Genomic DNA, 23051 nt, shown 5'->3' with positions numbered 1-23051 from the left:
GTACGTGCAGGGGTGGTGGCGAATCCGCGACGCTGCGGCTCAGCCCTTGGTGGCGCCCATCGTGATGCCCCCGATGAGCTGCCGTTCGGCCACCGCGTAGAACGCGAGGGCGGGCACCATGGCGAGGACGAGGTAGGCGAAGACACGGGCGATGTCGGCGGCGTACTGCCCCTGGAACTGCTGGACGCCGACCGGGATCGTCCACCAGGTCTCGTTGCTGAACACCAGGAGCGGCAGCAGGAAGTTGTTCCAGCTGCTCACCACGGCGAGGACGGACACGGTGCCGAGCGCCGGACGGGCCATCGGCAGCAGGATCCGCCAGAAGAAGCCGAACGGGGAGCAGCCGTCGAGGGTGGCCGCCTCCTCCAGTTCGCCGGGGATCTGCCGGAAGAAGCCGCGCAGGATGACGATGGTGATGGGAAGGCCGAACGCGGCCTGCGGCAGGATCACCCCCCACGGATTGTCGAGGAGCCCGAAGGTGCGCAGCAGGATGAACAGCGGCAGGATCGCCACCGCGAACGGGAACATCAGGCCCATGGTGAAGAGCGTGAACAGCAGCTCCCGCCCCCGATAGGCGAACCGGGCCAGGGAGAACGCGGCGAGGGCCGCCGCCCCCACGGTGAGGACGGTCGTGCCGATGGCCACCAGGGTGGACGAGCCGAGCATCCGCCAGAAGGAGCTCGACGCGAGGATGTCGGTGTAGTTGGACGTCACCCACGGCGAGGGCAGGCCGAAGGGGTTGCTGGAGAGCTGGTCGGTGGACTTGAAACCGGACACGAGGGCGTAGAGCAGCGGCGTCACCATGACGATGCCGACCAGCCACACGATCAGGTACAGGGGCACCTTGCCGAAGCGCCGGCGGCCCACCGCGTCGGGGGCGCTCATCGGGTGGCTCGCATGTTCGTGAGGGCTCCTTCGGTGTCGCGACGCAGCACGAAGCGCTGGTAGGCGATGGCGAAGACGAGGCTGATGAGGAACAGCGCGATGCTGAGCGCGCTGGCGTAGCCGATCTGGTAGCGCTTGAACCCGTACTGGAACAGGGTGATGGCCATGGTCTCGGAGGCGTGGTCGGGGCCGCCCGCCGACGTCACCCACACCAGGTCGAAGAGCTGGATGGCGCCGATGACCGACAGGAACGCGCTGATCCGGACGGTCGGTCCGAGCAGCGGCAGGGTGATGTACCGGAAGCGCTCCCAGGCGTTCGCGCCGTCGATGCGGGCGGCTTCGTGCAGTTCGGCCGGGATGCCCTGGAGCCCGGCCAGGTAGAGCATCATGTGGAAGCCGAAGTACTTCCACGTCATGACGAGGAACAGGGTCGGCATGACGGTGGACTGGTCGGCGAACCAGAGCCCGCCGAGTCCGTCGAGGCCGATCGCGCCGAGCACCTTGTCGGCGAGCCCGTCGTCCGGCGCGAAGATCATGGAGAACAGGACGCCGGTGATCACTTCGGACAGCACGTACGGGGCGAAGAACAGCATCCGGTAGACGGCGCGTCCGCGCAGCTTCTGGTTGAGCAGGACCGCCATGGCGAGCGCGAACGGCAGCTGGATCAGCACCGAGAAGCCGACCAGGAGCAGACCGCGCCACAGGTCGCCGAGGAAGACCGGGTCCTTGATCAGACGGCTGTAGTTGTCGAGTCCCGTGTAGTCCGTGGGAGACCCGAACCCGCCCCAGTTGAAGAGGCTGACGTACAGCGCGTACATGATCGGGGCGAGGACCAGCGCGCCGAACAGGATCAGGGCGGGCAGGGTGAAGGAGACGGCGGTCAGCCAGTCGGTGACGCGCCGGACGAGCGGGCGCCGGTTGCCGGGTGCGCCGCCCGGCGCCTCGACGGTGGCGTCCCGCGCGTCCTCTACGAAGGTCGAAGTCATCGTCTCTTACTGGCTCTTGGCGACCTGGGTGACCGAACGGGCCACCTGCTCGGGCGACTTGGATCCGGCGATGAGGGCGGCGGTGGAGTCGTTGATCTCCTGCCCGACGGCCGGCGGGTAGGCCTGGTCGAGGTAGAGCTGGAAGCCGGTGGACTTGCCGAGCATGTCCGAGACGGCCGTGAGGTTCGGGTCGGTCAGGGCGCTGGTGGCGTCCTTGACGACCGGGATCATGTTGGCCTTGGAGACGAGGATGCGGTCGGACTCGGCCGTCATGAAGAAGTTCAGGAAGTCGACGGCGGCCTTCGGCGCTCCCTTGCGGACCGCGTAGCCGCCGCCTCCGCCGAACACGTCCGTGACGGCGCCCTGGCCGCCGGCCACCGAGGGGAAGGAGAAGAAGCCGAGGTCCTTGCCGATGCCCTTGCCCGCGTCGGCCTGCACGACGGGCGCCCACTGGCCCATCAGCTCCATGGCCGCCTTGCCGTTGCCCATGGTGGCGGCCTCCCCGTTCGGGGTGGAGTAGGCGGCGCCGAGGAACCCCTTCTGGAACGGCTTGAGCGCGACGAGTTCCTTGAGGTGCTCGCCCGCCTTGACGAAGTCGTCGCCGGTGAAGTCCTTGGCGTCGGCGGCCTTCTGCATGCCGTCGACCCCGGCGATCCGCATCGACAGGTACGACCAGAAGTACATGCCGGGCCACTTCTCCTTGCCCGCGAGGGCGATCGGCGTGATGCCCGCGGACTTCAGCTTCCTGACCGTGTCGAGGTAGTCGTCCCAGGTGGTCGGCGGCGCGCTGATGCCGGCCTTCTTGAAGAGCGCCTTGTTGTACCAGAAGCCGACGGCGCCGATGTCGAAGGGCATCGCGTACGTCTTGCCGTCGAACTGGTAGGGCTTGACCGAGGCGGGCACCATCGTGTCCAGCGTGGTCTTGACGGGCTCGCTGAGGTCCTCGACGAGGCCCGCGTCGATCTGCTGCTTGAGGACTCCGCCACCCCAGGTGTGGTAGATGTCCGGAAGCTTTCCGGAGCTGGTCAGCGCCGTCATCTTCGACTTGTAGGCGTCGTTCTCCAGCGTGACGAGCTTGATGCGCACCTTGGGGTTCTTGGCCTCGAACGCCTTCGCCCGCTCGGGCCAGATGCTCTTCGACGGCTCCGTGGTCTGGATGTTCCACCATTCGACGACGGTCCGGCCCGAACTGTCCTTCCCGCCGTCGGAGTCGGAGCCGCCGCACGCGGTGAGCGCGGCGGCCCCGAGACCGGCCGCCGAGGCGGTACCGAGGAAACGACGGCGGGAGAACGTGAACGGAGCAGTGGCTCGCATGGCGCACCTTCCGGAAGCGATCCGATAATTATCGGGAGACGGCCACGGAAGCTACGGAAAGGGAAACGGGGTGTCAACGGCCTTGACAAAAAAGGCAGTTGACACCCCGAGACGGAATCCCCGGTTCTGCTCGGATCGCGGCCGGCGCTACACCTCGCGCGGCGCCGCCGTACTGGCCCTGACCACCAGTTCCGTCGCCAGCTCGACGCGCGGCGAGGCGGGCGCGACGGACCGGGCGAGGTCGAGGACGGAGCGGGCCGCCAACTTGCCCATTTCCGCGAGTGGTTGGCGGACCGTGGTGAGCGGCGGCGCCGACCAGCGCACCTCGGGCAGGTCGTCGAAGCCGACGACGCTCATGTCCTCGGGCACCCGCAGACCCCGCCGGCGCAGCGCCTCGATCGCGCCCAGGGCCATCTGGTCGCTGGAGGCGAAGACGGCCGTGGGTGGTGCGGCCAGGTCCAACAGCGCGTTGCAGCCGGTGAATCCGGACTCGTGGTAGAAGTCGCCGGGCACGATCAGCCCGTCCTCGACCGGCACCCCCGCCACGTCGAGCGCGGCCCGGTAGCCGTCGAGCCTGGCCCGCGAGCACAGCAGCCGGGGCGGGCCCTCGATGAACCCGATCCGGCGGTGTCCGAGCCCGAGCAGGTGCTCCGTCGCCGCCATCCCGCCCGCCCAGTTGGTGGCGCCCACGGTCGCCGCGTCCGTCGCGGGCGATCCCGCCGGATCGATCACCACCAACGGCACGCCGAGGCGCCGGAGCTCCTCGTGCAGGCCGGGTTCGAGCACGGACGTCACCAGGATCACACCGTCGGACGCGCGGGCCCGCAGATTGGTCATCCACTGCCGCGCGGCACCCGCCCGGTCGTGGATCGCGGAGACCACGGTGCCCACGCCGGCCTCGTGCGCGACCTCCTCGACACCGCGGATGATCTCCACGGCCCAGGGGCTGTCCAGATCGTTGAAGACCAGGTCGAGCAGGGCCGCCCGGTCACCGGGCGCGGGCGGGCGCCGTCGGTATCCGTGCCGGTTCAGCAGGTCCTCCACCCGGGCCCGGGTGGCCGGTGACACGTCGGAGCGCCCGTTCACGACCCGGGAGACCGTCGGGACCGAGACGCCGGCCTCCCGCGCTATCTCGGTGATCGTCACCTTGCCCGGCCCGTCCGCGCTCTGCGTGGCTGCCTTGCCCTTGCCGCCGTCGCGGGCCACGTACCCCACCTCCATCACACCGTGCGCCCGAAAGATCTCCGGACGCCTTCCGGAAAACCGTAGGTCATGCCGTCAACCGCACGCCGGACGCGTCGGCACTCTGTCCGACCGGCCGAACGTCCGGCCTCGAACTTACGCGTTCCGCGCCGCCCGTACCCCACGCAGCCAGGCGAGTTGACGTCGTACGTGCACGGCGTCGCCGCCCTCGTGGCCATTGAACGGGTAGGCGTGGATCTCCCGCTCGGGGGCCTCCCCGGTGAGTTCGCCGTAGCGGTGGTACGCGGCGTACGCGCCGCTCGGCGGGCACACCGTGTCGCGCAGGCCGACGCCCAGGTGCAGCGGCGCGCGGGCCCGGCGGGCGAACGAGATGCCCTCGACGTACGAGAGCGTCCGGTAGGCGGCGTCCTCCGCGCCCCGGTGCACGGCGAGGTAGGCGGCGATCTCTCCGTAGGGCCCGTCGTCCGTGAGGTCGAGGGCGCGCCGGATGCCGCACAGCAGCGGCGCCGTGATCAGCGCGGCCGCGAGATCCGGGACGAGTCCGGCGACCGCGAGGGCCACTCCCCCGCCCTGGCTGTTGCCGACGGCGGCGACCCGCGCCGGATCGGTGCCCGGCAGGGCGCGCAGCGCGGCGACCGCGCCCACCGCGTCGGTGATCAGGCGCCGGTAGTGGAAGTCGTGCGGGTCGAGCAGCCCGCGCACGGCGGGCCCGGGGCCGCCGGCGGCGTGCGCGTGCGGATCGGGGGTCGCGCCGCCGTTGCCGTACTGGTCGCCCTGCCCGCGATTGTCCATGAGCAGATGCGCGTATCCGGCGTTCACCCAGGTGAGGCGCTCGTGCGGCATACCGCGGCCACGCCCGTACCCGGCGAACTCCACCACGCCCGGCAGGAGTTCGGGGGTGTCCGCGGGCCGGGTGTACCAGGCGTGGACGGGGTCGCCGCCGAAGCCGCGGAAGGTGACGTCCCAGCTCTCGACGAGGGTCAGGCCGGTCTCGATCCGCTCGGCGCCGATCAGTGGTTCGGGGTGCGCCGCGGACTTCAGCGTGGTCTGCCAGAAGGCGTCGAAGTCGGCGGGTTCGTCCGGCTCGGGGCGGTGGCGCTCCAGCTGGTCGAGCGGGAGGTCGAAGGCGGGCACGGGCACCTCACAGCGCGTCGGGGGTGCAACTCCCGTGGCGGCAGCCCCCATTGACAGGGGTCGGGAGCGGCTTTAGGTTGCGGCGACGTTACCGGAAGATTCCTGAAAGTTCTCGGTCCGCCTTTCCCTGCCCTTGAGCGCCACAGCGCGCTCCCGAGCATGCCCGTGTGACGAAAGGCCCTGCATGAGTACGTCCACCACGACGGGCAGCCCGCCCCGAACCGAACCCGCCCAGGACCCGCCACCGCCGCACAGCACCCCGTCGGGCAAGCGCACCTGGCGCCAAGCAGTGCGCCGCGACTGGCAGTTGTACTCCCTGGCGGTCCTGCCGATCCTGTTCTTCCTCGTGTTCCGCTATCTGCCGATGATCGGCAACGTCATCGCCTTCCGCCGCTTCGAGCCGGGCGGCTCGATCCTCGGCGAGGAGTGGGTGGGCCTTCGCTACGTGGACATGTTCCTCAGCGACCCCGCCTTCTGGCAGGTCTTCCGGAACACGCTCTGGATGGGTCTGCTGACCCTGCTGTTCTGCTTCCCCGTGCCGATCGTCCTGGCGCTGCTGCTCAACGAGGTCCGCCGCACCGCGTTGAAACGTTTCGTTCAGTCGGTCTCGTATCTGCCGCACTTCCTGTCGATCGTGATCGTCGCCGGCATCACGATGCAGATGCTGGCCACGGACGGCCCGGTCAACCACGCCCTGACGACGTTCGGGCACGACCCGATCCGGTTCATCCAGGAGCCCGAGTGGTTCCGGACGATCTACGTCGGTTCCGAGGTCTGGCAGACGGCCGGCTGGGGCACGATCCTCTATCTCGCCGCGCTGAGCACCATCGACGACGACCTGTACGAGGCCGCCCGCATCGACGGCGCGAACCGCTGGCAGCAGACCTGGCACGTGACGCTGCCCGGCATCCGCCCGACCATGATGACGCTGCTGATCCTGAACACCGGCACATTCATGGCGGTCGGCTTCGAGAAGATCATGCTGCTCTACAACCCGCTGACGTACCCGACGGCCGACGTCATCTCGACGTATCTGTACCGCACGGGCATCGAGTCGAACTCCTTCAGCTACGCCGCGGCGATCGGCCTGTTCGAGGCGGTCATCGGCCTCGTACTGATCACGTCGGCGAACCAGATGTCGCGCAAGACGGTGGGGACGAGCCTGTGGTGAACGCACGCGTACCGGCGAACCGTGCCTCGGTGAAACGTGCCGCGGTGAGCCGTGCCTCGGTGAACCGGCCGACCCGCGGCTACCGCGTCTTCCAGGGCGTCAACGGCATCGTCCTGACCCTGGTCGTGGCCGTCACCCTGTACCCCTTCCTCAACATCATCGCCCGCTCCTTCAGCGGTGAGCGGCAGATCAGGGCGGGCGAGGTCACGCTGTGGCCGAAGGACTTCAACCTCACCACGTACCGGATCGTCTTCGGCGACGGCACGTTCTGGCGCTCGTACGGGAACACCGTGCTCTACACGGTCGTCTCCACCGTCGTCGCCATGACGCTGACGACGGTCTACGCGTACGTCCTGTCGAAGAAGGACCTGCGCGGGCGCGGGGCGCTCATCGGGATCGCCGTGTTCACGATGTTCTTCTCCGGCGGCCTGATCCCCAACTACGTACTGATCACCAGCCTCGGCCTGAAGAACTCGATCTGGGCGATCGCCCTGCCGAACGCGATCAGCGTCTTCAACCTCCTCGTGATGAAGGCGTTCTTCGAGAACATGCCGGGCGAGCTGGAGGAGGCCGCCCAGATCGACGGGCTGAGCACGTACGGGATCCTGTGGCGGATCGTGCTGCCGCTGTCGAAGGCCGTCATCGCGACGATGCTGCTCTTCTACACGGTGTCGTTCTGGAACTCGTGGTTCTCGGCGTTCCTCTACATGGACCGGACCGAGCTGATGCCGGCCACGGTCTATCTGCGCAACCTCATCGCGGGCGCCACGACCGGCGGCAACGCGGGGGCCGGGACCGATCAGCTGTCGCAGGCCGCCGCGAACATCCAGTCGGTGACCATCGTGCTCACGGCGCTGCCGATCCTCGCCGTCTACCCGTTCGTGCAGCGGTACTTCGTCTCGGGCGTGATGCTCGGCGCGGTCAAGGGCTGACCCCACTCGCCCGTCTTTCCCACCTCACCACCCCCACCGGCCTTACTCAGCAAGGGAGTTCACGTGACGAACCATGGTCAGCTGTCGAGAAGGTCGCTCCTGGCCGCGGCGGGATTCGCGGGTCTCTCGGCCCTCACCGGCTGCGGCAGCGGTGACGACGGCGGCGACTCCAAGGACCTGTCGAAGAAGCAGGACGGAGCGATGAAGAACTACCGCGCCGGTGAGCAGTTCAAGGCCACCAAGGCGCTGTCGATCTCCCTGCTGCACAACAACAACCCGGTGTATCCGACGAAGAAGGACTGGCTCTTCTGGCAGGAGCTCACCAAGCGCACCGGTGTCACGCTGAAGCCCGTCGACGTGCCCCTGAGCGACTACGAGAAGAAGCGCAGCCTGCTGATCGGTTCGGGTGACGCGCCGTTCCTGATCCCGAAGACGTACCACCCCTCCGAGGTCGCGTTCGTGTCGTCGGGCGCGATCCTGCCGGTCAGCGAGTACGTGCACCTGATGCCGAACTTCCGCGACAAGGTCAAGAAGTGGAATCTGGAGCCGGAGCTGGACTCCATCCGCCAGTCCGACGGCAAGTACTACCTGCTGCCGGGGCTGCACGAGAAGCCCAAGTCCGGCTACTCGATGGCCTTCCGCACCGACGTCCTGGAGAAGATCGGCGCCTCCCTGCCGACCACCTGGGACGAGGTGTACGACACCTTGAAGACGCTCAAGGACGAGTACCCCGACCGCTATCCGCTCACGGACCGCTGGAGCACGAACACGGTCTACCCCGCGGCCGCACTGGTCAGCTACCTCGGCCAGGCCCACGGCATCCACGCCGGCTGGACCTACGAGAACGTCACCTTCGACCGGAAGGCGAGGAAGTTCGTCTACACCGGCACGACCGACCAGTTCCGCCAGGTCGTCGAGTACCTGCGGAAGCTGGTCGCCGAGAAGCTCCTGGACCCGGAGAGCTTCACGCAGACCGATGACGACGCGGTGAAGAAGCTCCTCGGCGAGAAGTCGTTCGCGATCAGCGCGAATCCGCAGGAGCTCGTGCAGAACTACCGCTTCAACCTGGAGAAGCAGGTCAAGGGCGCGAAGATCGAGATGATCCCGGTGCCGGTGGGCCCCGCCGGTCCGGTGGTCCTGGACGGTATCCGCCTGGAGAACGGGGTGATGGTCTCCAGCAAGGCGCTCAAGAGCGACAACTTCGTCGCGATGATGCAGTTCCTGGACTGGCTCTGGTACTCGGACGAGGGACAGGCCTTCTGCAAGTGGGGCGTCGAGGGCGTCACGTACACCAAGTCCGGCGACTCGTACGCGCTGAAGTCCGGCATCTCCCTGATGGGTTCCGACCCCAAGGCGCCGAAGGACCTGCAGAAGGACTTCGGCTTCTTCAACGGCGTGTTCACCTACGGCGGCAGCTGGGAGCTGGTGTCGTCGTCGTTCAGCCCGGACGAGAAGAAGTTCCAGGACGCCATGGCCGAGCGGAAGCAGCTGCCGATCGCTCCGCCGCACCCGCTGGAGTCGGCGGAGCAGGAGCAGGTGACGCTCTGGGAGACGCCTCTCAAGGACCACATGAACCAGAACATGCTGAAGTTCGTGCTCGGCAAGCGTCCGATGTCCCAGTGGGAGGCGTACGTCGCCGAGGCGAAGGCGAAGAACAGCGACCGCCTCGCCGATCTGCACACCAAGGCCTACGAGCGCTACCGGAAGGACAACGGGTGACCTCCCCCTCCTCCTCCACCTCTGCCGCCGTGATCCACGTCCCGGCCGAGCCGGTCGGCCGCCTCGGCGACGCCTGGCGCGCGTGTGTGGGCACGGGCCGCTTCGACCTGGCCCTGCGCCGCGACTACCAGGACTCCCTCGCCCTGATCCAGCGTGACATCGGGTTCCGGCACATCCGCGGGCACGGCCTGCTCAGCGACAACGTGGGCGTGTACCGGCCGTACGAGTGGCAGGGCGAGCGACGCGTGCACCACGCGTTCACGTACGTCGACCAGATCGTGGACGCCTACCTGGAGATCGGCATCCGCCCGTTCCTCGAACTCGGCTTCATGCCACGGGAGTTGGCGTCGGGCGAGCAGACCGTCTTCTGGTGGGGCGGCAACGTGACGCCGCCGTCCTCGCACCGGGAGTGGGCGGACCTGGTGCGGGCGACCGTGGCGCACCTGGTCGACCGGTACGGCCTGGACGAGGTGCGGACCTGGCCGATCGAGGTGTGGAACGAGCCGGACCTGCCGATCTTCTGGCAGGACGCGGACCAGGCGGCCTACCACCGGCTGTACGAGACGACGGCACTCGCCGTGAAGGACGTCGACGCGTCGCTCCAGGTGGGCGGGCCCGGGGTCTCGCCGGGTGCGGACGACGGATGGCTGGCACGGTTCGCCGAGTTCGTGGCGGAGCGGGACCTGCCGGTCGACTTCGTGTCCCGGCACGCGTACACCTCGGGCCCCGCCCAGCGCGTGCCGTTCGGCTCCTATCAGACGCTCGCGCCGGCCGAGCGGCTCCTGGAGCAGTTCGCGGCGCCACGACAGGAGCTGAAGGGCACGGGCCTCGGCGAACTCCCGCTGCACATCACGGAGTTCAACTCGTCGTACTGCCCGGACAACCCCATCCACGACACGGCGTACAACGCGGCCTACCTGGCGCCGGTCGTGGCCGCGGGCGGCGATCTCGTGGACTCCTTCTCGTACTGGACGTTCAGCGACATGTTCGAGGAGGCCGGGGTGCCGACGGCGCTGTTCCACGGCGGCTTCGGGCTGCTGACGCACCGCCAGGTCAAGAAGCCCACCTACCACCTGTACGCGTTCATGGCCCGCCTCGGCGACGAGGTGCTCGCGCGCGGCGACGACCACCTCGTCACGCGGCACCCCGACGGCCGGATCGCGGTCCTGGCGTGGGCGGCGGCCGGCGCGGACGGCCACACGGTGCGCCTGTCGGTGCCGGCCGACGGGGACGAGGTCTTCGTGCACCGCTCGCACGTGGACGAGGACCGCGGCAACGCGTACACGGCATGGCGTCGGATGGGCAGCCCGCGCTCGCCCCGTCCGCGTCAGCTGGACCTGCTGCACGAGGCCGCCGAACCCGGCCGCTCCCACCTCCGGCTCCCCGTAAGGGAGTCGCGGGCGACCCTCGACATCACCCTGCGGCCCGACGAGGTGACGCTGGTGGAGGTCGAGCCGGTCGTGGAGGAGTCGCCGCCCTGGTGGGACGAGGGGCGCCTGCTCGGCGGCGGACCCTGGTGAGCACCGGCACCGCCGCGGCGCACTTCGGCGCGGGCCCGCTGTCGCGGGCCTGCGCCCTGGTCCACACCCTCCTGACGGTCGAGGTGCTGCTCCTCCTGACGGTGGCTCCCGGCGGTCTCGGCCTGCTCCTGCTCGGTGGCGCCCCGGGCACGCTGCCGCTGGCAGCACTGTGCCTGGTGCCGCTCGGCCCCGCCCTCGCCGCCTCGCTGTACGCGTTGCACCACCGCAGTCACGACCTGACGGAGCTGCGTCCGGCCCGCGCGTACCTGCGCGGTCTGCGCCTCAACTCGGCGGCTGCGCTGCGCCTTTGGGTCCCGCTGCTGGCCTGGCTGACGGTCATCGCCTACACCCTCACCCACTTCGCGGCCACGGGACTGCCCGGCTGGTGGGCGGGGCTGCTCGCACTGACCGGGGTGGGCGCCGTGCTGTGGGGTGCCAATTCCCTGGTGCTGCTCGCCCTCTTCCGCTTCCGCACGGCGGACACGGCGCGCCTCGCCGCCTACTTCATGCTCCGCCGGGGCGGGGCGACGGTCGGGGCGCTGAGCGCCCTGGTCGTCGCGGGCGCCGTGACGCTCTGGTTCACGGAGGTCCTCGCCCTGCTGCTCGCCCCGCCGCTGCTGCTCTCCCTGCTGCGCACCAGCCGCCCGATGATCACCGAGACCACGGAGGAGTTCACCGCATGAGCGGCGCACCCGGCACCCCGAAGATCCCGTACGGCGGGGACTACAACCCGGAGCAGTGGCCCGCGGAGGTGGCGGACGCGGACCACCGGCTGTTCACGAAGGCCGGGATCGACACGCTCACGGTGGGCGTGTTCGCGTGGTCGCTGCTCCAACCCGCCGAGGACGTCCACGACTTCGGGGTCCTGGACCGGATCCTGGACCGTGCGGCGGCGGAGGGCCGCCGGGTCGTCCTCGCCACGGCCACGGCCGCGCTCCCGCCGTGGCTGGCCCGGGCGTACCCGGACGTCAACCGGACGGACTTCGAGGGCCGCCGGCACGGGTACGGGCAGCGTCACAACTTCTGCCCGAGCTCCGCCGCGTACCGGCGCCTGTCCACCGAGCTGGCGGGGCGCCTCGCGGAGCGCTACGCGGCGCACCCGGCGCTGCTCGCCTGGCACATCAACAACGAGTACGGCGGCGCCTGTTACTGCGGGATGTGCGCCGACGCGTTCCGGGACTGGCTGCGCGACAAGTACGGCACGCTCGACGTCCTCAACGACGCCTGGTGGACGACCTTCTGGTCGCACCGCTACACGGACTGGGCCGAGATCGAGCCGCCGAGCGCGCTCACCGAGCACTGGCGCGGGCCCGACCACACCGCGTTCCAGGGGATCACGCTCGACTACCACCGGTTCATGACGGACGCGCTCCTCGGCTGCTTCCTCGCCGAGAAGGAGGCGATCCGCGCCCACAGCGCCGGCACACCGGTGACCACCAACTTCATGGGCATGTTCCGGCCACTGGACTACCACCGCTGGGCGCCGCACCTCGACTTCGCGTCGTGGGACAGCTATCCGCCGCTGGACGCGCCGCCGACCGTGCCCGCGCTCGCCCACGACCTGATGCGCGGCCTCAAGGACGGCGCGCCGTTCTGGCTGATGGAGCAGACGCCGTCGACGACGGCGTGCCGCGACGTGAACCCGCTGCGCAGGCCGGGCGAGCTGCGGCTGGCGAGCTGGCAGGCGGTGGCGCACGGCGCGGACGCCGTCCTGTACTTCCAGATGCGGGCGTCGCGGGGCGCGTGCGAGAAGTACCACGGGGCGGTCATCGGCCACGCGGGCCGCGACGACACCCGCGTCTTTCGCGAAGTGGCCGCCCTGGGCGCGGAGTTGGCGGAGCTGGGAGCAGCGACGCTCGGCGCCCGCACCCCGGCCAGGACCGCGCTGCTCTTCGACTGGGACAGCTGGTGGGCGCTGGAGATCTCGGACGGCCCGTCGCGGCTCGTGAAGTACCAGGACGTCGTGCACGCCTACTACCGGGCCGCGCGGGCGGCGGGCGCGGACGTCGACGTCGTCCCGGTGACCGCGGACCTGTCGGCGTACGACGTGGTGCTCGCGCCGGTGCTGCATCTGGTGAAGGGTGACCTCGCGGAGCGCCTGGAGGCGGTGGCGGAGCGGGGCGGCACCGTCGTGACGACGTTCCTGTCGGGGCGTGGCGACGAGCACGACCGGGCGTTCCTCACGGACGTCCCCGGCCCGCTCGGCCCGCTGACCGGCGTCCGCGTCGACGAGTGGGACTCCCGCCCGGCGGACGTCACCAACCCGGTCCGGCTCGGCGACGGGGAGTCGGGCAGGGAAGCCGCGGGCCGCCTCGTCTTCGAGATCGTCACGCCCATGGGCGTCGCGGAACCGGTCGGCACCTACACGTCCGACTTCTACGCGGGCTCCCCCGCCGTCACCCGTAACCGGTTCGGCCGGCGCGGCGGCGAGGGCTGGTACGTGGCGACCCATCTGGACGACGCGGGCACCGAGTGGGTGGTGCGCCGCGTCCTGGACCGGCACGGCCTGGTCGGACCGTACGCGGAGCACGCCGGCGTCGAGACAGCGCACCGGATCGCCCCGGACGGCCGGACCCTCCTCTTCCTCCTCAACCACACCGCGGAAGCGGTGGAGTTGACGGCGCACGCCACCGGCACGGACCTGCTCACCGGCAAGCGGACCGACCGCGGCGACCCGCTCGCGCTCGATCCGCTGGGGGTGGCGGTACTGCGCCTGGAGTGAGACGCGGCCCCCTCACAGCGCCCGGTGCATCACGTGCAGTCCCACGTATCCGTGCACCGGGTGCCGGAAGCCCTCGGGGAGGGTGCCCAGCACCTGGAGGCCGAGCGAGCGCCACAGGGCGACGGCCCTCGTGTTGGTCTCCACGACGGCGTTGAACTGCATGGCCCGGAAGCCGTCGGCCCGCGCCTGGGCGAGGACGTGCTCACCGAGCGCCCGTCCCACGCCCTGCCCGGAGTGCGCCGGGTCCACCATGAAGCTGGCACTGGCGATGTGCGACGCACCGCCGCGGTGGTTGCGGACGCTGTTGGCGGTGCCGAGGATCTCGCCGCCGGTGCCCACGGCGACGAAGGTGTGTCCCGGGGGCTGGGGGAACCACATGACCCGGGCCTGCTCCTCGGTGGTCCCGCGATCCCAGGAGAAGGTCTCCCCGGCGCGCACGATGCCCTCCATGAACGCCCACATCGCGGGCCAGTCCTCCTCGGTCGCCGCACGGACGCGCGGCGAACCGGTGGTGGCGCCGCCGGTATCGCTGGAGTCGCTGGAGTCGCTGGCGTCTCTGGCATCGCTGGTGTCACCGGCATCGCCGGCGAAGATCGCGACGGGGTCGCCGGTGTACCAGGCGTTGTCGATCCGCATCCGCCGGATCAGCCAGCGGTCTCCGTCGCGGACCAGCTCCACCGCGTAGGGGTTCTTCAGCAGGGCGAAGGTCCCGCGGTCGGCGGTGAGCAGGTGCTGGGCCTCCACCAGCGCGGTCAGGTGCGCGGTGTCGCCGTCGACGGAGATGCGCGGGTTGGTGACCTGATGGGTGGTGTCCACCCGGCCGGTGAACAGGCCGAGGATGGTGGTGACGATCGTGTCCCGGCCGACCATCAGGGGCGGCCGCCCGCCCCACTTCGCCGCCGCCGGAGCGAAGTCCAGCTCGGCGTCGACGGTGAACGAGGAGGCGAACAGATCCGGGTCCTTGAGGTCCTGCCCCAGGCCGAACCGGTACAGCGCGTCGAGGATCTCCGCCCGGTCCCGTAGTTCCGCGACGACTTTGTCGACGGCGGGGGCCGGGGCGGACACGGCGTGGTCATCAGTGACGTACATAAGGACTCCCGTGCAGGTCAGATGCGTTGTCGAGCTGTATCGACCTTCGCCGGACGAGACGGCCGATCAACACCGGTCTGTGCGATGATCGTGAAGTCCGGGTTCACGATGCGCGGTTCATGATGCGGGGGCGCGATGCTGGAGCGGCACGAACTGGACGCCTTCCTGACACTGGCGGAGGAGCTGCACTTCGGCCGGACCGCCGAGCGTCTGCACCTCTCCACCACCCGGGTCAGCCAGACCATCGCCAGGCTGGAGCGCCGGGTCGGCGTGCCGCTGTTCAACCGCACCAGCCGCCGCGTGGAGCTGACGGTGGTCGGCCGGCGGCTGGCGGAGGAGGTCCGGCCGGCCTGGTCCCTGATCGCTGCCGCGTTCAACCGGGCGGTCGACGCGGGCCGCGGCTTCACCGGCACGCTGGACGTCGCCTTCGTCGGTGCCGCGGGCGGTCAACTGCTCTCCGGGGCAGCCGAGTTGTTCCGCGGCCGGGAACCCGCCTGCGAGGTCAGGATCCGCGAGGCCCAGATGGCCGACGTGTTTCCCTGGCTCCGGGAGGGCGAGGTCGACATCGCGCTGGCCGAGGTCCCCGTGGACGAACCCGACGTCGTCTCGGGTCCCGTACTGGTGCGTGAGGCGCGCATGCTGGCCGTCCCGTCGGACCATCCCTTCGCCCGGCGCACGTCCCTGTCCCTGGAGGACCTGGCCCGGGTGCGGGTCTTCGAGCTGCCCGCCACGGTGCCGGAGTCCCTGCGCCTCCACCGCACGCCGCGCACCACGCCGTCCGGCCGACCGATCGAGCGCGGCCCCGCGACCGCGACGTTCAACGAGATGCTCACCCTCATCGGCGCGGGCCAGGGCACCTTCGTCGTCGGGGCGCAGGTCCGGCGCTACTACGCGCGCCCCGACGTCGCCTACGTCCCCATCGACGACGCACCGCCGCTGGAGTGGGCCCTCCTGTGGCGGGCGGACGCGGCGACCGCCCGCGTCCGCGCCTTCGGCGAGGCCGCCCTGCACCTGCTCGGGAGCTGACCGGGCGCCCTGCCCCTCAGTGGATGCGGCGCCCGTGCGCGTCCGGCACCCCGGAGGCGCGCAGGAAGTAGCTGTTGATCTGGTCGCGCCACTCGCGCGCGCAGCGTTCCTGCTCCGCGTACCGCTCGCTGACGCGTTCGTGCACGTCGGGACGGACCAGTCCGGCGAGCGACGCCCACACCTCGCGGGCCTCCACCACCTCCGCCACGCCCTCGAAGTGGGTGTCGTAGATGTGCTGGATCACGGTCGTGCCGCTGTGCAGCACGTGCCCGTACGGCACGTGGTGGAAGAAGAGCAGCAGGTCGTCGGGGCAGGTGTCGGCGTTCTCGTACGTCTCCCGCCACGGCTTGGCGTACTGCGCCGCGTAGCCGGTGCCGGTGGCCGCGCTGCGGTCGACGCCGATGCCCTCGCGGTCCGCGAAGTGGTACGTCCCCCAGGGGCTGTACTCGTAGCCGTCGACGCTCGGCCCGTAGTGGTGTCCCGGCTGCACCATGAAGCCGACGCCGAGGGGCGCGGTGTACTTCTCGTACGTCGCCCAGGACCCGGCCAGGACCGCGCGCAGTCCGGCGCGGAGCCGCTCGGGCTCGGCGGAGCGGTGCGGGGTGAACGTCAACTCCAGCCAGTCGCCGAGGAGTTGATCGGGGTCCGCGTCGGGGTCCCAGGCCAGGCGGCCGAACGCGTACAGGTTGAACTGGGCGAGCGGGTGGCCGGTCCAGTACGGGTCGTCGCCGGCGTTCGACACGGCGACGAGGCTGTCCGCGATGCCGCCGACGGACGGCCCTTCGGCGCCCTCCGGCCGGAAGCGCAGCACCTGCGACCACATGGGGGCGAGCGCGCACACGTGCCGCTGCTGCCCGGTGTACTCCTGGGTGACCTGCAGTTCGACGGCGACCCGGGTGTGCGGCAGGGCGCCGATGACCGGGGAGACGGGCTCGCGGACCTGGAAGTCCATCGGCCCGTGCTTGACCTGGAGGACCGCGTTGTCCCCGAACTGCCCGTCGAGCGGGGCGAAGTGGTCGTACGCGGCGCGGGCCCGGTCCGTGGTGCGGTCGCGCCAGTCCTGGGTGTGGTCGTAGACGAAGGCCCGCCAGTGGACGGTGCCTCCGTGCGGGGCGAGGGCGTCGGCGAGCAGATCGGCGCCGTCGGCGTGGCTGCGGCCGTACGCGAACGGTCCCGGCTGCCCTTCGGAGTCGGCCTTGACGACGAAGCCGCCGAAGTCGGGGACGTGCGCGTACACGTGGTCGGCTGCGGCCCGCCACCACTGCCGGACGTCCTCGTCGAGCGGGTCGGCGGTGTCGAGGCCACCGAGGAGGACGGGTGCGGCGAAGCTGACGGAGAGGTGGGTGCGAATGCCATAGACCCGCAACTCGTCGGCGATGGCCGCGACTTCGGGGATGCGGTCGGTGAGGAGGCGGGACTCGGCCGGGTGGACGTTCACGTTGTTCACGCTGAGCGCGTTGATGCCGCAGGCCGCGAGGAGCCGCCCGTAGGCGCGTATCCGGGCGAGGTCGCCGCGGGCCTTTCCGTCCTGCCAGAAGAGGGAGCCGCCCGCGTAGCCGCGCTCTACCTGGCCCATGACGGGGTGGACGTCGATGTTGTCCCAGTGGTTCAGCATGCGCTCGGCGACGGCGGGGCGGTGGGTGCGCGCGGGCGCCTCGACGAAGGCGTCCTCGCCGAGCCGGACCACCTCGAAGAAGCCGTACAGCAGGCCGGCGGGGGCGGCGGCCGTGACGGTGGTCCGCCCGGCCGTCCGCTCCAGGGTGAAGCCCTCGGGCCCTTCGTCGCCGGTGCCGTCGAGGCACAGCACCAGGTCGGCGGGCCCGTCCGCCGCGCCGCCGAACCGCGCGCGGGCGTCGGCGACCTCGGCCCGCACGGTGTCGACGAGCGGTCCCTCGCCCCGCACCTGGACGCGTCGGGAGCCGACCGCGCGGAACGCCTCGGCGGGGAGCCAGGCCGGGTCGGTCCCGGCCGATGGGCCGCTCACGACTCCGCCACGTCGAGCGCGCTGATACCGAACGCGCCCTGGACGTCACCGGGTTGGGCGCTGGTCATGGTCAGGCGCAGGCGGCTGCCGCGTACGGCGTCGAAGGTGAGGACGGTCGGCTCGCCGGACGCGGCGGCCCAGTCGATGTCGACGTCCGGCACGGGGACGTACCGTGCGCCGTCCCAGACCGCGACGTCCACGGAGCGCGGCAGGGAGTGTTTGGTGTCGACGGTGAAGGAGGCCTCGACGCGGCCGAAGGACCGCTCGTCCGCCCACTCCACGGAGACCCAGTCGGTGGGCCGCGCGCCGTTGAAGGCGGGCAGCAGGGCGGTGGCGGACTTCTGGAAGGCGTTCGACCACTGGGTGGCCGCGTCGCCGTCGAGCATCGCGGCGGGCAGGGTGGTCGGCGCGCCCGAGTAACTGGCGTCGGCCGACGGGTACTTCGGGGTTCCGGGGCCGGGGTCGGGCGCGAAGGGCTCGGTGGGCGTGACGGGTGCGCCCGCCGGTCCGGTCACCCGCACGGACGCCTTGCCCGGCTTCAGGCCGGCGGAGCGGGCGGTGACGGTGAGCGTGCCGGGCTTCGTGCCCGCGCGGACGATCGCGAGGGCAAGTCCGTGGAAGGTGGTGCGGGTGGCGGCCTGGTAGCGCTCGGCGCTCTCCTGCTGCCCGTTGTCCACGCCGGCCAACCGGCCGCCGGTCACGTCGAATTCGAGGAGGTGCGCGGCGTCGGGCACGACGACGCCCTCGGCGTCGACGACCTCGGCGGTCACGAACACCAGGGACCTCCCGTCCGCGCCGGTCGACCTGCGGTCGGCGGTCAGCCGCACCGCGTGGGGCCGGCCCGCCGTGCGCAGCACGTCCGTCGCCACGATCTTGCCGCCGCGCCGGGCCACGGCCTTCAGCTCACCGGCGGCGAACGGCACCTTCCACGTCAGGTGCAGCTTGCCGGCGCTGCCGTTCGGTGAGGTGTAGCTGCCCGGGTAGGGGCCGCCGGTGACGGTCCTGTCGTCGTGCGTGGCCTCCGTGGTCTCCAGGTAGGTCCGCCCGTCGACGGTCTTCTTCTCGTCGAAGGACCGCACGCCCAGGGAGCGGCCGTCGAGGAACAGCTCGACGTCGGCGACGTTCGCGTACGCCCACACCTCGACCTCCGCCCCGTCCTCGTGCGTCGTCCAGTCCATGGGCAGCAGGTGCACCATCGGCTCGTCCGACCACTGGCTGCGGAAGAGGTGGTACATGTCCTTCGGGAACCCGGCCGTGTCGACCGCGCCGAAGAACGACGCCTTCACCGGGAACACGTCGTAGGGCGTCGGCTCGCCGATGTAGTCGATGCCGGACCAGAGGAACTCGCCGGTGAAGAAGCGCCGGTCGCGGTCCTTCTTCAGGCCGTACTCTCCGCTCATCGTCCAGGAGGCGAGATTGTTGTCGTAGCTGGACGTGGCCCGCCTGCCGGGCGTGTGGTTCTCGCCGGTGTTGAGGTGTCCGGGCTCCTGGTAGGTGCCGCGGGTCGACGTCTCGGACGACGACTCGGACTCGAAGAGGAACAGGTGCGGATAGCGGGCGTGCAGGGCGTCGACGGAGGCGGCGGTGTTGTAGTTGAGGCCGAGGCCGTCGAGGCCCGCGAGGATCTGGTCGGCGGGCGAGCCGGCGGCGGGCAGCGAGCGGTACTTGTCGGAGCCGATGACGACGGGCCGGGTCGGGTCGAGCGCCCTGACGTCACCGATGAGGCGCTGCGCCATGGCGATGCCCTCGGTGCGGGTGGAGTCGGGGATCTCGTTGCCGATCGACCACATGAGGACGGCGGGCGAGTTGCGGGCGGCGCGCACCATCTCGGCGATGTCCGCGTCGGAGTGGGCGTCGAAGAAGCGCCCGTAGTCGTAGCGGTTCTTGCCGGTGCGCCAGCAGTCGAAGGCCTCCACCAGCATGACGATGCCGAGGTCCTCGCACGCCTCGATCACCTCGGGCGCGGGCGGGTTGTGGGAGGTGCGCAGGGCGTTCACGCCCATGCTCTTCATGATGGTCAGCTGGCGGCGCACGGCGTCGGGCTGGACGGCGGCGCCGAGCGCGCCGAGGTCGTGATGCAGGTCGACGCCCTTGAGCTTGGCGTAGCGGCCGTTGAGGGTGAATCCGGTGTCCGGGTCGAAGGCGGCGTGCCGGATGCCGAAGCGGGTGCGGTACGTGTCGACGGTGCGGCCGTCCACGCGCAGGTCGGTGACGAGCGTGTAGCGATGCCCCGGCGTCTCGACGGACCACAACTGCGGTTTCCGGACGGTCAGTTGGTCGTGGGCGGTCTTCGACTCGGCACCGACCCCCGTGAGGACGGACTCGGTGCGGGCGACACGGCGCCCCTTGGGGTCGCGGACGGTGGAGACGACGGTGACGTCCCGCGCGGCCCCCGACGCGTTCACGACGGCGGTGCGGACGTCGACCGTGGCGTACCCCCGGTCGACGGTGGCCGCGAGGTCGGGCGTGGTCACGAAGGTGCCCCAGCGCTCGACGTGCACCGGTTCGGTGACGACTAGGCGGACGTTGCGGTAGATGCCGCTGCCCGAGTACCAGCGGCTGCTGGGCAGCCGGTTGCGGACCTCGACCGCGAGGACGTCGGCGGTACGGCCGTCGCTGTGCACCAGGTCGGTGACGTCGAGGGCGAAGCCCGTGTAGCCGTAGGGGTGGTTGCCGACGAGCTCGCCGTTGAGGTAGACGTTCGCGTCCATGTACACGCCGTCGAACTCGACGGAGATCCGCTTGCCCGCGTATGCGCTCGGCACCGTGAACGTGGTGCGGTACCAGCCGAGTCCGCCCGGCAGGAAGCCGGTGCCGCTGGTGGTGTTGTGCTCGGGGGTGGGGGTCTGCTCGATGCTCCAGTCGTGCGGCACGGCGACCCGGCGCCAGTCCCCGTCGTCGTACCCGGGCTGCTCGGCGTCGGTGTAGGCGCCGGTCGGGTCGGTGATGCCGTCGGGGCTGACCAGGGCGAAGCGCCAGCCGTCGGTGAGGGGGACGGTGTGCCGGCCGGTGCTCCCGGCGCGGTCGGCGGCGCGGGCCGCGGGGGCGGCGAGCGCTCCGGCCACGGGGGCGGCCGCGCCCGCGGCCAGCACGGATCTACGGGTGACGGACATGGACGGTCCCCTCGGAGCGGCGCGGCAGTGTCAACACGTTCCACCAGAAGGCAACTTGACGGAACAGGAGGATTCTTCCGGTCCGCCACCAGCATTCGTCAAGGCCCTTACCGAACTCGGCTCGTGGGGCGCCCGGTCTCCCTGAGGCGTTCCGTCGTCGCGTGGGTGATCAGGGCGTGCCGGGACGCCACGGGCACCCGGAATGTCCGGCTTCCGGTTAGCGTTGTCGGAAGATACGGACAACAGCGGTGGAAGGCGGCACACGGTGCACGGCGAGTACAAGATTCCCGGCGGCAAGCTGGTCGTCGTCGATGTGGACGTGGTGGACGGGGTCCTGCGGGACGTGCGGGTCGCGGGCGACTTCTTCCTCGAACCGGACGACGCGCTCCCGGCGATCAACGCCGCGCTCGAAGGCGCCCCGGCCGACGCGGACACGGCCGCCCTGACCGCCCGGATCGACGCCGCGCTGCCGGCCGGCACCACCATGCTAGGCCTCACCACCGAGGGCGTCGCCACGGCGGTGCGCCGCGCGCTCGCCCAGGCCACGGACTGGCGCGACTACGACTGGCAGCTCATCCACGACGCGCCCCAGTCCCCCGTGCTGCACATGGCGCTCGACGAGGTGATGACGGAGCAGGTCGCACTCGGGCACCGGCCGCCGACGCTGCGCGTGTGGGAGTGGGACCGGCCCGCGGTGATCATCGGCAGCTTCCAGTCGCTGCGCAACGAGGTCGACCCCGAGGGCGTCGAGCGGCACGGCGTCACCGTCGTGCGCCGGATCTCGGGCGGCGGCGCGATGTTCGCGGAGCCGAGGTCCACGATCACGTACTCCCTCGCGGTCCCCGAGTCGCTGGTCTCCGGACTCTCCTTCCAGGACTCGTACGCCTATCTCGACGACTGGGTGCTCGGCGCCCTCGGCGACATGGGGATCAAGGCGTGGTACCAGCCGCTGAACGACATCGCCACGGACGTCGGCAAGGTCGCGGGCGCCGCGCAGAAGCGGGTCGCGGCCGGGCAGGGCGCGGTGCTGCACCACGTGACGATGTCGTACGACATCGATGCCGACAAGATGGTGGAGGTGCTCCGCATCGGTCGCGAGAAGCTCTCCGACAAGGGCACCAAGAGCGCCAAGAAGCGCGTGGACCCGCTGCGCCGGCAGACCGGTCTGCCCCGCGAGGAGGTCATCGCCCGCATGATCGAATCGTTCCGGGGCCGGTACGGGCTGAGCGAGGACAAGGTGACCGAGGCGGAGATGGCTGCCGCCGAGGAGCTGGTGCGTACGAAGTTCGGCACCGATGCGTGGACGGCTCGGGTGCCGTGACCCGTCCGGTGCGCCTGGCCGTGTGAGGGTGGCGCGGGGGCGTCTGCTCGGTCTCTGTGGCGGCGCGGCTGCCGGTAGTGGTGGGTTGCTCGCGCAGTTCCCCGCGCCCCTTTCGGGGCGCTGATGCCGTCTGCCTCGTCGGGGCCGTGAGTCGTGGGTTGCTCGCGCGGTTCCTCGCGCCTACGGGTGGTCGGGGGACGCCCAGAGGCCCCTCACGTGGGAGAGGTGGCGGGTCATGACTGTGTGGGTGGCCTGCGCGTCGCGGGACAGCAGGGCGTCGAGCAGTTCCAGGTGCTCCTCCGCGGACGCGGTGAGGCGGCCCGCGCGGACCAGGGCGTCCAGGCCGTAGAGGCGGGCGCGTTTGCGCAGGTCGCCGACGACCGCGACGAGGTGGTCGTTCCCGGCGAGGGCGAGCAGTCCCAGGTGGAAGCGGATGTCCGCCTCGACGTACGCGATGAGGTCGCCGGCCGCCGCCGCGTCGACGATCTCCCGGGCGACGGGGCGCAGCGCCGCCAGGTCCGCCGGGTCCGCGGTGGTCGCGAGGCCGACGGTGGTGGGGATCTCGATGAGGGCGCGGACGTGCGTGTACTCGTCGAGCTGTTGCGCGGAGACCGCGGTGACCCGGAACCCCTTGTTGGGCACGGCGTCGACCAGACCCTCCTTGGCGAGGTCGAGCATCGCCTCGCGCACCGGGGTGGCCGAGACCCCGAACCGGCCGGCGAGACCGGGCGCGGAGTAGACCTCGCCCTCGCGCAACTCCCCCGCGATCAGCGCGGCCCGCAGCGCGTCGGCGACCCGCTCGCGGTGGCTGCGCTTCTCGGCGCCGACACGGGGCAGGGCGGGAGCGGGACGGTGGGCGGTCATCGGGACTCCCGTGTTTGTCTCATCGGTTCTCGGTGGTTCTCAGCCGTTCTCAGCGGATCTCGGCGGTC

At 70.8% G+C, this 23051-nt stretch carries 17 protein-coding genes and 1 pseudogene; 8 read left to right on the top strand and 10 right to left on the bottom strand.

Translation table 11 applies throughout. The features are described from left to right. Nucleotides 1-39: 39 nt before the first annotated feature. The 5 genes from M4J07_RS10490 to M4J07_RS10470 all read right to left on the bottom strand — a co-directional run bounded on the left by M4J07_RS10490 (nt 40) and on the right by M4J07_RS10470 (nt 5522). Nucleotides 40-804, bottom strand: coding sequence for a carbohydrate ABC transporter permease (locus tag M4J07_RS10490; RefSeq protein ID WP_374215020.1), 765 nt, complete (start codon nt 802-804; stop codon nt 40-42). Between the two features lie 77 nt (nt 805-881). Next, entirely contained in the window at nt 882-1871 is a 990-nt protein-coding gene (locus tag M4J07_RS10485; protein ID WP_255970154.1) for a carbohydrate ABC transporter permease, read from the bottom strand. 6 nt (nt 1872-1877) lie between these two features. After that, nucleotides 1878-3185 (bottom strand): extracellular solute-binding protein, encoded by a 1308-nt coding sequence (locus tag M4J07_RS10480; RefSeq protein ID WP_255970151.1) that lies wholly within the window; start codon nt 3183-3185, stop codon nt 1878-1880. Between the two features lie 147 nt (nt 3186-3332). Then, a complete protein-coding gene (locus tag M4J07_RS10475; RefSeq protein ID WP_255970147.1) occupies nt 3333-4391 on the bottom strand; it encodes a LacI family DNA-binding transcriptional regulator in 1059 nt (352 codons plus the stop codon). 132 nt (nt 4392-4523) lie between these two features. Then, nucleotides 4524-5522 (bottom strand): acetylxylan esterase, encoded by a 999-nt coding sequence (locus M4J07_RS10470; RefSeq protein WP_255970144.1) that lies wholly within the window; start codon nt 5520-5522, stop codon nt 4524-4526. A 184-nt stretch (nt 5523-5706) separates the two neighbouring features. Here M4J07_RS10470 and M4J07_RS10465 point away from each other — a divergent pair, with 184 nt between their 5' ends. The 6 genes from M4J07_RS10465 (at nt 5707) to M4J07_RS10440 (ending at nt 13586) form a co-directional block, all read left to right on the top strand. Next, nucleotides 5707-6693: an ABC transporter permease gene (locus M4J07_RS10465; protein WP_255970141.1), complete on the top strand. Its 987-nt coding sequence runs from the start codon at nt 5707-5709 to the stop codon at nt 6691-6693. 59 nt (nt 6694-6752) lie between these two features. Then, nucleotides 6753-7625 (top strand): carbohydrate ABC transporter permease, encoded by an 873-nt coding sequence (locus M4J07_RS10460; RefSeq protein WP_255970181.1) that lies wholly within the window; start codon nt 6753-6755, stop codon nt 7623-7625. A gap of 63 nt (nt 7626-7688) precedes the next feature. Beyond that, complete coding sequence (locus M4J07_RS10455) at nt 7689-9344, top strand: ABC transporter substrate-binding protein (RefSeq protein WP_255970139.1); 1656 nt, start codon at nt 7689-7691, stop codon at nt 9342-9344. Between the two features lie 29 nt (nt 9345-9373). Then, complete coding sequence (locus tag M4J07_RS10450) at nt 9374-10864, top strand: GH39 family glycosyl hydrolase (RefSeq protein ID WP_255970178.1); 1491 nt, start codon at nt 9374-9376, stop codon at nt 10862-10864. Then, the gene (locus M4J07_RS10445) at nt 10861-11547 is read left to right on the top strand and encodes a hypothetical protein (protein WP_255970137.1); all 687 of its coding nucleotides are present in this window, start codon (nt 10861-10863) and stop codon (nt 11545-11547) included. Before M4J07_RS10450 ends, M4J07_RS10445 begins: the two co-directional genes overlap by 4 nt. Then, nucleotides 11544-13586 carry a beta-galactosidase gene (locus M4J07_RS10440; RefSeq protein ID WP_255970135.1) on the top strand — a complete coding sequence of 681 codons (2043 nt, stop codon included), beginning with the start codon at nt 11544-11546 and terminating at the stop codon, nt 13584-13586. Before M4J07_RS10445 ends, M4J07_RS10440 begins: the two co-directional genes overlap by 4 nt. A gap of 12 nt (nt 13587-13598) precedes the next feature. On the opposite strand, the gene M4J07_RS10435 is transcribed toward M4J07_RS10440, so the two are convergent. Further along, a complete protein-coding gene (locus M4J07_RS10435) occupies nt 13599-14048 on the bottom strand; it encodes a GNAT family N-acetyltransferase (RefSeq protein WP_255970175.1) in 450 nt (149 codons plus the stop codon). Nucleotides 14049-14228: 180 nt separating this feature from the next. After that, a pseudogene (locus tag M4J07_RS10430) lies at nt 14229-14675 on the bottom strand (nuclear transport factor 2 family protein); the annotation flags it as partial. A 135-nt stretch (nt 14676-14810) separates the two neighbouring features. Here M4J07_RS10430 and M4J07_RS10425 point away from each other — a divergent pair. Further along, nucleotides 14811-15701 (top strand): LysR family transcriptional regulator, encoded by an 891-nt coding sequence (locus tag M4J07_RS10425; protein ID WP_255970133.1) that lies wholly within the window; start codon nt 14811-14813, stop codon nt 15699-15701. Nucleotides 15702-15717: 16 nt separating this feature from the next. Here the strand turns inward: M4J07_RS10425 and M4J07_RS10420 are convergent, their stop codons facing one another. After that, the gene (locus tag M4J07_RS10420) at nt 15718-17685 is read right to left on the bottom strand and encodes an alpha-glucuronidase (protein WP_255970130.1); all 1968 of its coding nucleotides are present in this window, start codon (nt 17683-17685) and stop codon (nt 15718-15720) included. After that, nucleotides 17682-20798 (bottom strand): glycoside hydrolase family 2 TIM barrel-domain containing protein, encoded by a 3117-nt coding sequence (locus M4J07_RS10415; RefSeq protein WP_255970127.1) that lies wholly within the window; start codon nt 20796-20798, stop codon nt 17682-17684. The genes M4J07_RS10420 and M4J07_RS10415 overlap by 4 nt, the downstream gene beginning before the upstream one ends. Nucleotides 20799-21063: 265 nt before the next feature. Between M4J07_RS10415 and M4J07_RS10410 the strand changes: the two genes are divergently transcribed. Continuing rightward, the gene (locus M4J07_RS10410; protein ID WP_255970124.1) at nt 21064-22119 is read left to right on the top strand and encodes a lipoate--protein ligase family protein; all 1056 of its coding nucleotides are present in this window, start codon (nt 21064-21066) and stop codon (nt 22117-22119) included. Nucleotides 22120-22299: 180 nt separating this feature from the next. Here M4J07_RS10410 and M4J07_RS10405 read toward each other — a convergent pair whose 3' ends face one another. Further along, nucleotides 22300-22983, bottom strand: coding sequence for a GntR family transcriptional regulator (locus M4J07_RS10405; protein WP_255970121.1), 684 nt, complete (start codon nt 22981-22983; stop codon nt 22300-22302). Between the last annotated feature and the right edge of the window lie 68 nt (nt 22984-23051).

The organism is Streptomyces longispororuber, from assembly GCF_024448165.1.
GTDB lineage: Bacteria > Actinomycetota > Actinomycetes > Streptomycetales > Streptomycetaceae > Streptomyces > Streptomyces longispororuber_A.
The sequence above is the reverse complement of the archived record's forward strand: the minus strand, read 5'-3'. Positions and strand labels throughout refer to the sequence as shown.